Origin of the sequence: Variovorax multivorans (assembly GCF_051216835.1) — a bacterium.
GTDB lineage: Bacteria > Pseudomonadota > Gammaproteobacteria > Burkholderiales > Burkholderiaceae_C > Variovorax.
In genome coordinates, this window is the sequence record NZ_JBPJZL010000006.1 from 569,917 (window position 1) to 582,805 (window position 12,889).

Genomic DNA, 12,889 nt, shown 5'->3' on the forward strand with positions numbered 1-12,889 from the left:
TCCATGGCGACAGAAAATCCCTCACTTCAGCATCTACGGATGGTCAATCGAGGGGTTTCTCAGACTTACAAGTCTCGTCCGGGTCGGGGCAAGACCCTGAACATTGCACCGCGCGACCGTGCTGCACATGGCAGTGCACTTCGCACCCAGCTCGAGAGCTTCGTGCCAATCTTCGCGCAGCGGCGCTTGCTGAGGGCGGCCGCTCAGTACGGCCTGCTCCCAGAAGGCATCACCATCGAGTTCCAGAGCGCAGTCGGGTTCGATCTTGCCTTCACTAGTTTGGATCTTCCGGTCTCGGGTATCGAGCTTCTCAATGTTCGGGTTGTCGACGAGGTAACGTATGCAACCTGCTACGTGCCGGAAGGCAAGCTCAAAATCTTGATTAACAAAGTCAAGGCTTATCTGGAGCAAGAAACGGCCACAGGCAAGGCAAAGAACGCGCCTTTGATCGAAAGTATTCAGTCCATCGGGCTCGCCACGATCGAGGCGTTGTGGACCGACGATGTGGACCCTCCTGTCGACGATGGAACTCTTCAATGGGAGGTCTGGCTACGGCGCGACTCGCTCGAAGCCGATGCATGCGTTCACCGGTTCCTGCATGCCGCGCAGGTCATTGGCATTCAGGTGGCTCAGCAGTGGATTGAGTTTCCCGAACGCGTGGTCACCAATGTGCAAGCGACCCATGCCCAACTGGTCAGCGCCATCGACCTGCTGAACCTGATTGCGGAAATCAGACGCGCAGATCTGCCACCGGCTCTCGCGGACGACCCGACACTCGTACAGCAGGACGACTTCGTCGCAGATTTGGTGGCTCGCTTGGAGCCAAACGTTGAAGGCGATGGTGTCTCGATTGCCATTCTCGACACGGGGATCGCCCACACCCATCCACTGCTCAGCCCGGTCCTGGATGCCGCCGACATGCATGCCGCTCACCCGACATGGGGTCACAGCGATCATCACGGACATGGAACGCAGATGGCCGGGTTGGCTCTCTACGGCGATCTCCGAACCGCAGCAGGCACCACGGGCGGCGTGCAGTTGAGCTATCGCCTCGAATCCGTGAAAGTGCTCCCGCCCGAGAACGGCATTCATCCGGATCAACCACTCGGCGCTGTCATGCAGGACGCGGTCTCTTATTGCGAAACGAGGGCGCCATTTCGCCAGCGAATCATCTGCCAAGCCATTACCTCGCCGATGCATCAACGTGGCGAGCCGTCATCCTATTCGGGAGCCGTCGACCAGATGGCCTATGGAGATGGCGGCGACAACGCACGCATGTTCGTGATCGCAGGCGGCAATGTGCCTGAGGCGCATTGGCCCGATTGGCCAACTGCCAATGTCAGTTTTGGCATCGAACAGCCGGGGCAGGCTTGGAATGCATTGACGGTGGGCGCCTCTACCGTGATGCAGGCATTGCCGGGCTCAGCGGACTATGCAGGCTGGCGGGCCATCGCAGGCGTCGGCGAATTAGGCCCGTTCAGCGCCACATCAGTGAACTGGGGCAAATGGCCTGTCAAGCCAGAGGTGCTGTTCGAAGGTGGTAACGCAGCCATCGATCCAGCAGGCGTTGACGTCGCGATGCCGCGCACCATGCAATTGCTGACGACGAACAGAAATCATGCAACGCGCGCACTCAGCCATACGGCGATGACGAGCGCCGCCACGGCGCAAGCCGCCCGGTTGTCCGCGCTGGTGCAACACAACTATCCCGACGCCTGGCCAGAGACGGTTCGTGGGCTCCTAGTTCATCACGCGGAATGGACGCCGCAACAGCGAGCACGCTTTCTGACGGACGACACGCAGGCCGCGCGCCGAGTGTTGCTGCGAACGTGCGGATATGGCGTGCCGAGCGAGCATGACGCAATCTACAGCAGCACCAGGCGCGTCTGTCTCATCGCCCAGGAGACTCTGCAGCCGTATAAGCTGGAAGGCACCACTGGCACGATGAATGAGCTCAGAATTTTCTCGCTGCCTTGGCCGCGAGAGGTTCTGTTTGGCCTCGCAGAGAAGTCGGTTCGCGTCAAAGTCACTCTGTCGTATTTCATCGAGCCGAGCCCGTCGCGACGTGGATGGCTCAATCGCTACCGATATGCATCTCACGGACTGAGGTTCGACCTTCGTCGGGCTACGGAAACGGTTGATCATTTCAACAAGCGGGTCAATGCAGCCATGCTCGCTAAAGCAGAAAAGATTGAAGCATCTGAAGATGAAGGTTGGTTTTTGGGGAGCAATCTCAGGACCGCCGGTTCGATCCATTCGGATCAATGGACGGGGATGGCTGTCAATCTCGCTTCGCGCGACCTCATCGCCGTCTATCCCGTCGTTGGCTGGTGGCGCGAATGTACGGATCGACAGCGTTGCGAAGCCGATGCCCGTTTCTCCCTGATTGTTTCGTTGGAGAGTGAGGATCAGAACGTCGATCTATACAACAAGATCGCCGAGGAGCTGCGAGTCCCGTTGAACACCGGGCTCACCAACATCATCGGGGGCAATTGAGGCGCCATGGCGAGCAAAGGGAGCAGCCTCGAGGCCGCGCAGCGGTGGGTCGAGAGTCACGCGTCATCGAAGCACACATGCCGAAAGTACGAAAGCCAGCTGCAACAACTTTGCGAGTGGCTGCTGGTTCGAGAACTCGACCTCGTCTCCGTCATGCCCGAGCAGATTGCAGCGTACCTTGTCGACGTTGGAGCCGGCCGAGCCAATAGTCTGACGGTGAACCCATCTCCCCGCTCAGCGCGGACGGTTACTCAAACACGCTCCGTCTTGCGCTCTCTCTTCAAATCGCTCGTCCTCGCGGGACATAGGCCATCCAATCCGATTGACTACCTCGCCGCGCTGAAAGTACCGGACCCGGTTCAGCAACAGAGTGAGCCCGGCCCCGCACGCTGGGCGGACATCCGGTCGGTGGTGCTTCTTCGCGCACCCTCGTCGCGAGGAGAGCGCAACGCGATGGTGCGCGCCGTCGCGATCGCGGAACTTGCCTACTGGGTGGGTTTGCGAAGAAGCGAGATGGCGTCGTGTTTCATGGGCGATTTCGTGAAGGGCCGAAGCACCTGGCGGCTGCGGGTCCTTCGATTTGGCAGGGGCGCGCCGGATATCCTTTATGTCCCGTCGCCGGCAATGCGCGCGCTGTCGCGCTATCGGATGGACCGCGGCCTCACGCCCTGGCCATCGGCCATCGAAAAGGATGTGCCGATGATCTCCAGGTTGCGCAGCGAGCGTCCAGTCGACGCCTGGACCGTCGCGAATGCCCTAAGGACGCTGGACGTTGATCTGTCGGAACCGATGTGGGCAATTCCTTCCATGGGCGATCTGCGCCGGGAACTCGTCGTCAATGCACTCAGAGTCAACGCAGTCCCGCCCCATCAGCTTGCCGCGCATATACGCTCCCGCCAATTGGTGAACGAGATTTCCGACACGCTACCTCTGAGGTCGGCAGGAGAGGCGCTGGAGCGGCTTGCCGCCTGACTGAATGCGCACTTCGCAAGCAAGCGTGCGGCGAGACGCCTTCAATCCCTGAGAGGTCGTAGCTTTCGCCTTCAAGTAGGCCGGAGCGAATGGCCGGCGGCAGCATGTGGTCGCAGACACCCTCGTCAGCAGAAGACGAGGTTCGCGGGATTTACCGGCCCTGTGAGATAGCCGTCCAGCAGCGCGGCAAGGCCTCTGCCGATTCCCGAAACCGTGACCGGCTTGAGGTTTCCGGCCGCATCTGCGACATGTTCTGCGCCTTGTGAAAGTCGAGCAGCCCTGACCTTGGGCATGTGAGCAGGCATTGGCAACCCGCGATAGAAGGGCCAGTCCGGCGCCTGCCACCTCGGTCCGATATCAGACGAGAGAAATGCCCGATCAATGAATTTCTCAAGTGCGTCACCGAGACATTCCAGTTCGAGCGAACGTGGCGCGATCGACACGGCTGCGGCCAAATTGTCCAGCGTGCTCACCCATATGGTCGGAGGGCAGTTTTCCTTAGTGTTGCGAAACAGGATGAGATAGCACGCGATGTAATCCATCACGAGGGCATGCGCTTGCGGAAAGACCCTGCGTGGCCTATCCAGGTATCTCCAGTCCCTCACGATGGTTGCCTCCGTTCGGCTCGCAACGAATGGCTCGGTCACTACTGGATGCAACTTGGCCAGCATGCGATCGGCCACTGCGGTCCCGATTTCCATCCCGGGATCCAAGACATTCCAGATCGGGTGCTCTGCTACCCGCAGCGTCACGGGAAAGTGTGAACCCAGGATCCTGACGATCCCGGGTGCGCCGCCGCGTTCGAGCGATGGCGCATGCTCGCCGCGAGCATATCTCTCCCAATCTCGAACGCGCTTGGGGTAGGTATCGGGCAAAAGTTCATTACAGATCTGCGCCAACTCCTTCAGGTCTGCAGCCCCCGTGGCTCGTATGAGACAAGCAACCCAAACCCGCGCAAGAAGTCCCCGGAGTTCAACATGGAGAGGGCTGCTGGGGCGCCCAGGCTTGGATGTCTTCTTCATGAGCTGCGGTGCAAACAATTCCGAATAATTTTCCATTCGACTTCCAAGGACAGGATTGCCAGCATGTGACAGGTATCACTTGCAACGACAACCTTGAACAAGAGCCGCCCACAAGATCCCCTCCAGCGACAACGCGGGAGTGATGGAGACCTGGATTTGATTCCAGGAACCGATCTTTGGCACTTGCTGGGATATCCAACGCCGGGCGCATTCCGCCAGGCCGCCCACCGCGGCCGGGTGCCTGTCCCGCTTGTGGTGTTGCCGCACCGCCGCGGTCGATTTGCTCTGCGGCGAGACGTCGCCAGCTGGATTCATCAAGTCAACCAGGCTGTATCCGACAGCAATGCTGCCGCCGATGGAGATGCCCACCACGCGGCAACGATCGAGGGCACCGCACCTAGACATGCCGAGAGCGCAATCCACTCGAACATTGGCATCAGGGCTTTCGGCGCGGCAATCAAGGCCCTGCGGGAGCGGCAACGGCGCTCCCAGAAGGAACTGGCGCTGACAGCCGGGATGGATCAATCTTTTCTGGCCGCCATCGAGCGAGGGCGCCGCCCGCCGCCGCAGTTGCGCCAGGTCAGACGGCTCATCGAAGCGCTGCGTGCGAGCGCCGAGGAAGCCGAGCAGGTGATGCTCGCATGGGAGCTATCACGCCTTGCGCGGGCCTTGGGTGACCGCGATCCTGCATTCCGCGACACCTTGATGCAGATCGCTTTTTGGCTTGCCTCAATGCCCAGCGGCAGCCGGGCGCTGCTGCGCGTGATGGCAGGCGGTCTCCCCGCCGGTGAAACCAAGGAGGGAATGCCTATGGCCTGAACGAAAAAACCGCGCTGGGCCTTGCGGCGGCGCGGTTCTTAAGGACGGACAGATCCGACAGGTGAGGGCCTTTAGTGTCTCTCCGTCCCGCAGAACCAGTCAACGCCCTCCGGCCCGTGATCCGTCACACCCGGTGAAAACTGGACTTCAAAACGTCCACCTCACCGGGAAGGAGAACTGTTGCCTGAAGGAGAGTGAGATGAGAGTCAGAAAGGTTGTCACCCGTAGCGGAAAGAGGTTCCGCGGCAAGTTTCCGTCCCGGAAGCTGGGACGAATGGTGCAGTGGGAGTCGTTGCTCGAGCGGGATGCCATCCTGGCATTGGAGTACCTCCACGAGGTCGCGACTTATCAAGAACAGCCGTCGGTAGAGATCTACTACGACGGCGGCGATCAACCACGCCGCTATGTGCCCGACTTCCGGGCCGTGTTTGGCGATGGTCGCGAGCTGCTCATTGAGATCAAGCCCGAAGCACGGGTCGCGACGAAAGAAATCAGCGAAAAGCTCGGCGCCATCGCCAAACGGTTCGAAGAGCAGGGTCGCCATTACCGCGTGCTGACGGAAAACGACATCCGCCGCGAGCCGTTTTTCGGCAATCTGCGGCGCCTGCACAGCAGCGGCAGGAGGCTCAAGCGAGCATCTTGCACAGATGCGCTGGTCGAGCGGCTGGGCGATGGCCCCGTCTGGACGATATCTGAAGCTGCAGAACAGATCGGCGGTATCGAAGATGTCTTGCGTCTGGTCGCCGCCGGTCGCCTGCGAATCGATCTGCAGGCACCCATTGTGGCGACTTCTCTCGTCTGGCTCGCCGATGCTGAAGGAGGCCGCAATGGTTCGTTTCTCTTTTAAGAAGGGTTTGCGCTTCCTGCAGCAAACGCGTGGCTGGACCCTGGTGCGGCGGCTCGCAAGCGGCAAGTTCCAGCTCGAAGACGACGCCGGGGAGCTCACCAACCTGGAGGAGCCCGAGCTCCACCGCAGGTGGGTGGGCGGCGAGTGGCAGATCGATGAAGAAAGCCTCGGAGCCTCGAAAAACGTTTTCTACTTCACAACGCCGAAGGACCTGAAATCCTTGCCCGTGGAGGACCAGAAGGACGTCAAGCGCAAGGCGGACTACCTCAATGGGATCCTGAGGCTCTTCAAGGAGGACGATCAACCCTTCGTCTCGAGCCACGAGAAGCTGGAACCAAAGATCCGTGCCGTTGCGCTCGAATTGGAAGACACCCATCCGCCGTCGCCTGAAACGGTTTGGCGCTGGTGGTCCAGGTTCGCAGTGACGAAGTGCATCACCAAACTACAGGACGGACGCAGGAACTCCGGGCGGACCTACGACGCAACACAACGAAGCCTTTTCGACGAGGCCGTAGCCGAGGTGTTTCTCACCCTGCAGAAGAAACCCGGCAAAGCCGTTGTCGATGCAGTGAAGACCAAGGTCAAGCGCGTCAATCAGGGGCTGGACGCTTCACAGCACATCGCAACACCGAGCGCTCCGACCATCTATCGGTGGCTCAAGAGCCTCTACTACCAGGTCACCCAGAATGCGCGCCAGGGCAAGGTGGCAACAGCGAAGGAACTGCGTAGCGCGGTTGACGGCGTCAAGGTCAAGAAGATCTTGGAGCGCGTGGAGATCGATCACACGCCCGTCGACCTGATGATCATCTGCAAGCTCACACGTCTGGTACTCGGTCGGCCCTGGCTGACGCTGGCGATAGACCGTCGCAGCCGTATGGTCCAGGGCTTCTACATTAGTTTTCACGCGCCGTCCTCGACATCGGTGCTTTACTGCTTGCGCATGCTCATGCTGCCCAAGGACCAGATCCTGGCGAAGTACCCAGGCATCAAGGGGCCGTGGCCCGCACGCGGGATCCCCGAGTGCATCGTGTGTGACAACGGCATGGAACTGCATGCGAATGCCGTGGAGGTCATCTGCCAGGAAATGGGCATCGAGCTCACCTACTGCGGGGTGGCGCATCCGGAGATGAAAGGCGCCATCGAGCGGATGTTCAGGACCGTCAACCAGGGGCTGGTGCACATGCTGCCTGGTACGACGTTTTCTAACGTCGAGCAGCGCGGAGACTACGCCAGCGAGAAACACGCAGCCATCGACTTGGAAGTCTTCGTCCACCTGCTGGTGAAGTGGATCGCGGACGTGTACCACAAGACCCCGCACCGCGGTCTCCTGGGACGCACGCCGCTGGAGGTCTGGCAGGAAGAGGAGAGCAACTGCGTGATCGAGCTGCCGGCCTACCCGAAGCAGTTGGACACGATCGTGGGGCACGCGGCCACGCGAACGCTGTTTCACTATGGTGTCGAATATGACAACCTGCGCTACAACTCGCCACTGCTTCAGGTCATTCGCCAGCGCGCGGGCGGCAACCCCGAAGTCCACTTGAGGGGTTTCGAGCACGACGTCGGGTACATCACCGTCCTGGATCCACAGCTGGACGAGTTCATCGAGGTCCCTGCGGTCCGAAGCGACTACGCAGCCGGCCTGAACGCGTACGTACATCACCTCTGCGTCGCGGAGGTTCGCAAGCGCTTTGGCAATGAATGGGTCGCCGACCAGTTGCTCGCGGTCAAGGCCGAGATCCAGGCCATCGTCGACGAAGCCGTTCTCGCACACAAGACCGCCACCCGCAAGGCCGGCGCGACGGTTCTGCTGCATGACAGCGAACAGATTCTCGGCACCCAGGATGAAAGCCCTCTGCAACGTGCCCGCAAGCCCGTGAACACCGCTGCTGCGGTGCTCCCCGATCTTGACCCGGGTGCTGACGATGAACTGCCCAGCTTCAAGCGCACCGAACGCAACCAGGAGATGCACGCATGAACGCACGCAACGAACTCGAATTCCTGCAACGACTGGGGCTGGCCGAGGAAGAGGCGATGTCCCCTACGGACCGGCTCGCAGCATTCACCTTGCGCAAGGAGGTCATCGAACACCGTGAGTTCACACGCGTGATCCGAGAGATCGCACGTGTGCACCATCGAGGCCTCAAGGCTGGCGTCGCCGACGGGATCTTGCTGGTTGCCCAGACCGGTAGCGGCAAGTCAACCGCGCTCGATTTCTACGAGGCACGTTTTCCGCGCACGAGAACGAAGGAGGGTGCGAACATCCCGGTGCTGAGGGTAGATACGCCCGAGTCCCCCTCGGTGAAAACGCTGGCCGAAGCCATTCTCGACGCCCTCGGCGATGGGGCGGCCAGCCAAGGGACTGCCACCGCAAAGACGCGCCGGATTGAACTCTTCTTTCGCAAATGCAGCGTGCAACTGCTGCTCATCGATGAATTTCAGCACTTCATAGACGGACACCGGACGGCGGAATTCAAGCGGGTTTCCGACTGGCTCAAGAACTTGATCCGGCGCGCGCGCATCCCCGTCGTTCTGGCGGGCCTGCCTCGTGCAATCGCTGTCGTCAATAGCAACCCTCAACTGCGCCGTCGCTTCGGGGCACCGCACTACATGAAGCCGTTTGGGTTTCAGACCAAGGCACAGCAATTGGATTTCCGCGGCGTGCTCAAGGATCTGCAGGAGAGCGTGCCTGTGCCTTGTGTCGACTTTTCCGAAGCGAACATGGCACGGCGCTTCTTCTATGCCAGCTGCGGGCTGATCGACTACGTGGTGAAGATCATCGATGACGCCGTTTCGCGAGGCGGCAGCGGCGCCGACGGCGCCATCACGCAAGAAGATCTCGCCCAAGCGTTCGTGCGGTCGGTGTGGCGCGAAGCCCCAGAAAGCCTCAATCCGTTCGTCAAGGGTGCGAGCCTGCGCGTGTTGAAGGGGCCGGGTGAGCCCTTTGATATTTGGGACGACATCGATCAATACACCTCTGCAGGACACGCGAAGCGCAAGAACACCGGCAAGACCAAGTCGATTTCCAGGCGTGGTCACTGACATGACGGATCAACTTCTGTTTCGACCCGAATTGGGTCCCACCGAGAGCTTGCGCGCCTACATCTGCCGCATCGCTGATCACAACATGGCCTCATCGTTGTGTCGACCGATGCTCGCGTCCCTGTCCAAGGCCACCGAGAGTCTTCAAGCCATCGTCGAACTGACAGGGTGCGACAGCGACGCGCTCGCCACGCGTCTGGTCACAGTTCGCCGCAGCGGTGGCCGGGCATCAGAGGTGCGACTCGGTACGGCATTGCTCCCGCCAAGGCACGTACGAGTTAAGCAACGGATGGTGTGCCCCCAATGCCTGGCGCAAGAAGCGGTTGCGCCATGCTACTGGGAGTTGCGTTCGTACGATGTCTGCCACCGGCACGGGTGCAAGCTTGTGGGCGCATGCGGTACGTGCAAGAGGCATCTTTCATGGGACGTGCCTTCGGTAGATCGCTGCATCTGCAGCACTGAACTGTGGCGGACTGCAGCGTCAATCGCTTCCCCCGGTAAGCAACGGCTATGCGGAGTAATCGCCGCGGCAGCGACCCGCGCAATCTCCGCTTGCTGCGCAGTCGATATGGAAAACATGTTCCCGTCGTCACCGGTTGCGCGAATCGACCTGCTACTGCTGATGATCGAGTTCATCGACAAGCTTGTCTTGCCAGCCTTTGCGATGATCGCGGAACGGGTACCGGTTGAAGCCCTGCACCGCACGCGACACAGCCTCATCGCACAAATGCTGGAGGACCAACCGTACCAGGACTACCTGCGAGACACCCTGTTCCTGCATGCAGCCAGCGAGCCCTTGACGCTGGTCGAAGCCATGAAACCGGGCAAGGATGCCCCGGAATTGCGACGCTATTTCGGGCCGTGCCTGACCGATCTTTCATTCCATCGGTGTCTCTGGCAATTGATCGCAGAAAGCGAGACGAATCAGAACGGGTCGCCGGCTAAGAAGATGAGGCGGCTGTCTGATCCGCACGCCTTTCGCAAGATCGGCAAGCAATCGCGCCAGCGCGCGTGTGACCCCGGGGGCATCACATGGCGGCCCCGGTCTACGCCTGCCCCCAGGAACATGACGTTCCTTTTCAGGCAGAAAAAGAAATGAGCCTGCTGCTAACACCGCAGCGACGGCCGGACGAGGGGCCCATGGGCTACCGGTTCCGGCTTGCAAGTGCCAACTTGCTGTGCGTGCGCGATCTGGTCGACCTGCAGCTGAGCGAAGAGGGCGAGTCTTTCGCCTTTGCTGATGCGGGATGTTCTTCTCCTTGGATCGTGCGGTGGGCTCGGTTTTGCCCTCACTGCCTCCGCGCACGGGAAACCTGGCATGTAGGGTGGGAAATCTTGTTCGCGGATGCCTGCGCGCTGTGCGGCAGCTGGCTCGTCGACACCTGCGGCGAATGCGGCCAGCGGATCTCCTGGCGCAGACCGAGCCTCTTGTGTTGTGGCTGCGGCTATCTCCTGGCCTCCCAATCGACACGTCCAGCGCCAGATGCCGTCGCAAAACTGAGTCGCGCTCTTGTCTCGGCCGCCATGGGCCGCGGGATCGTGGAACCAGCTGCAGTGCGGGGACTGACGCTCGCTCAACTAGTCCGGTTGGTCCGGCTGCTGGGCACCTATGGCACATCCGACGGACAGCGTACGCCCCAGAAGGTGCTTGCCATCGACCGGCTGGAAATCTCGTGGCCCATCGTGTGCATGGCAGCCGAGGTCCTGTGCACCTGGCCGCATGGCTTCTTCATGTTGCTGAACCGGCTGAGAACCTTCAGCCGCGAGGGCAGCGCAGGAAAGTTCGTGGGGGTTTTCGGTGGCTTCTATGCCGCGCTGTACGGGGGCTTCAAGCATCCCTCCTTCGATTTTCTGCGACGCGCATTCGAAGACTCTGTGACCGCGAACTGGACCGGTGCCTTTGCCAAACGCAACACACGCCTGACAGCCTCTGTCCTGGACAACATGTCGTGGATTCCGGCAAATCGGGCCCAAGACATGTTGGGGGTGTCGCGTGCACGGCTGAACGCATTGGTGGCCGAAGGAAAGCTGAAAGGCGAACTCCGCCTGAGCGCCAAGGGACGGAAGTTTCTGGTCGTGAACAAGACGGACGTTGCGGCCATCCAGCCCATCGTCCACGACGTTCTCCCGCTCAGCGATGCCGCTCGCAAGCTCGGCCTCAAGGAGCGCCGCCTGCTAGCCATGCTGCCGACCATTTGCCCCGAAGCGCGGCAGCAGGGAGCTCGAGGTTCCCGGTGGGACATACCTCTCGCATGGATCGAGCATTGGACCCGGTTGCTGGCCGGGGCTCCCCCTCTATCTGAGCCGGCGCGCGACATCGTGATGCTGCGCCAGATTCTTCGATATTGGCCTTGGACCACCGAGCAGTTGGCACGGTTTCTTGCTGACGTTCAGTCAGATCGGCTGCTGCCGATCGGCAGATCCTTGAGCCCGGATGGCCTGGGGGGATTGCTGTTCGAAAGGCAGATGCTGCGGGACTGGTTTTCATCAACATTCCATGCTGCCGAAGGCGAGATGACGATCACTCAGGTCGCTGTTCGGCTCGACGTCAAGCAGGAAGTCGCGTATGCGCTGGTGCGCGCCGGACTGCTCAAGACCTCGGCACGCCAGGTGGGCAGGCGCACAGAACGCTGCGCTTCGGCAGAGAGTCTGGCGCAATTCCAGCAGCTGTACGTGTTCGGACGAGATGTGGCGAGGCAACTCGGATGCTCACCAAAGGCTGCCGCGGCACAGCTGGCCGACCAGGGGATTTCGCCCGTTGCGGGACCGACTCTCAACGGCTGCAGGCAACTGCTCTTTGAACGAGCGAAAGTGATGGCCGAGGTGACGTCCGCACGGCCATCGTCTCAGTGAAGATCTATCACCCCAAGGAGGGAGGTGCCAGTTGCGAAAATCTCGCCACAATCGACAGTACATCGCCAAGTTGGCGATTGAGACTCTTGCTCCGCTGACAAGGAAATCCGGGGAGCTGTGTTCCGGCAATGGAATCCAGCCAAGTTACCGTTGCCTAACGGTCTGCGGCCTTCAGGTCATCCTGGTCGAGAACGTGCTTCTATTGCCGACCCAGGAATCGCTCAAGACGGTGCTCGATATATGGCCTGTCGGCGGACGAAAGGTGTTTTCGGCGAGCTGGGATCCTCTCGAGATCAGCTGCTTCCATGCCGGCGAGTGGATTGACATCTTGATCGAGATGGCCCTTGATCATGGAAGAGGCGAACACGGTCCAGACTCTCTTTAACACTGGCTCATTCAGCAATCTGTCTGAATAGGTCATCAGACATGTGCGTACCTTCGGTACTCATTTCATGGAATCGGAGAGTGGTAGATCGCGCACATCGCATACGCACTGATCGACGTCACCTTGCTGCCGGCCCTGAACAGTCATCCTCCGGCGGTGCGTTCTCACTGCACCCCCTCAATTTGAACGCAGAGTTCATTCAATACCGAACCAGTTTTTTCATTTGCATTGACCCATCGCATCTATTTTTTGTACAGGGAATAAGAGCAATTTGTAGGGTCAAACGGATGTGAAAACTTTTATGAAATTCGGCTCAAATTTGGATGAAAAAATGCCCCCGTGTTGTTTACCGTCGAAAATTGACCCAGCTAGCGCAGTAATTTCCGTCTAAGACTGACCCACGTAAAACCCTACCCTGCTGTTTTTTAAAGCAGGGGATCCTAGGAGTGATAGACG

General features: G+C 60.2%; 9 protein-coding genes and 1 pseudogene. 9 read left to right on the forward strand and 1 reads right to left on the reverse strand.

Translation table 11 applies throughout. The features are described from left to right. Window positions 1–3: 3 nt before the first annotated feature. Complete coding sequence (locus ACSFCA_RS18890) at window positions 4–2,496, forward strand: S8 family peptidase (protein ID WP_435460214.1); 2,493 nt, start codon at window positions 4–6, stop codon at window positions 2,494–2,496. Window positions 2,497–2,502: 6 nt separating this feature from the next. Beyond that, the gene (locus tag ACSFCA_RS18895) at window positions 2,503–3,468 is read left to right on the forward strand and encodes a tyrosine-type recombinase/integrase (protein ID WP_435460213.1); all 966 of its coding nucleotides are present in this window, start codon (window positions 2,503–2,505) and stop codon (window positions 3,466–3,468) included. A gap of 125 nt (window positions 3,469–3,593) precedes the next feature. Here ACSFCA_RS18895 and ACSFCA_RS18900 read toward each other — a convergent pair whose 3' ends face one another. After that, entirely contained in the window at window positions 3,594–4,526 is a 933-nt protein-coding gene (locus ACSFCA_RS18900; RefSeq protein WP_435460212.1) for a hypothetical protein, read from the reverse strand. A gap of 57 nt (window positions 4,527–4,583) precedes the next feature. On the opposite strand from ACSFCA_RS18900, the gene ACSFCA_RS18905 reads away from it, so the two are divergent. The 7 genes and pseudogenes from ACSFCA_RS18905 to ACSFCA_RS18935 all read left to right on the forward strand — a co-directional run bounded on the left by ACSFCA_RS18905 (window position 4,584) and on the right by ACSFCA_RS18935 (window position 12,048). Continuing rightward, window positions 4,584–5,309, forward strand: coding sequence for a helix-turn-helix domain-containing protein (locus tag ACSFCA_RS18905; RefSeq protein ID WP_435460211.1), 726 nt, complete (start codon window positions 4,584–4,586; stop codon window positions 5,307–5,309). Between the two features lie 199 nt (window positions 5,310–5,508). After that, window positions 5,509–6,156 (forward strand): TnsA endonuclease N-terminal domain-containing protein, encoded by a 648-nt coding sequence (locus ACSFCA_RS18910; protein WP_435460210.1) that lies wholly within the window; start codon window positions 5,509–5,511, stop codon window positions 6,154–6,156. Next, entirely contained in the window at window positions 6,137–8,131 is a 1,995-nt protein-coding gene (locus tag ACSFCA_RS18915; RefSeq protein ID WP_435460209.1) for a hypothetical protein, read from the forward strand. Before ACSFCA_RS18910 ends, ACSFCA_RS18915 begins: the two co-directional genes overlap by 20 nt. After that, window positions 8,128–9,195, forward strand: a complete 1,068-nt coding sequence (locus tag ACSFCA_RS18920) for a TniB family NTP-binding protein (protein ID WP_435460208.1) — start codon at window positions 8,128–8,130, stop codon at window positions 9,193–9,195. Before ACSFCA_RS18915 ends, ACSFCA_RS18920 begins: the two co-directional genes overlap by 4 nt. Before the next feature lies 1 nt (window position 9,196). Next, window positions 9,197–9,568 (forward strand): annotated as a pseudogene (locus ACSFCA_RS18925) (TniQ family protein); the annotation flags it as partial. 195 nt (window positions 9,569–9,763) lie between these two features. After that, window positions 9,764–10,294: a hypothetical protein gene (locus ACSFCA_RS18930; RefSeq protein ID WP_435460541.1), complete on the forward strand. Its 531-nt coding sequence runs from the start codon at window positions 9,764–9,766 to the stop codon at window positions 10,292–10,294. After that, window positions 10,291–12,048: a hypothetical protein gene (locus ACSFCA_RS18935; protein WP_435477214.1), complete on the forward strand. Its 1,758-nt coding sequence runs from the start codon at window positions 10,291–10,293 to the stop codon at window positions 12,046–12,048. Before ACSFCA_RS18930 ends, ACSFCA_RS18935 begins: the two co-directional genes overlap by 4 nt. The last annotated feature ends 841 nt before the right edge of the window (window positions 12,049–12,889 follow it).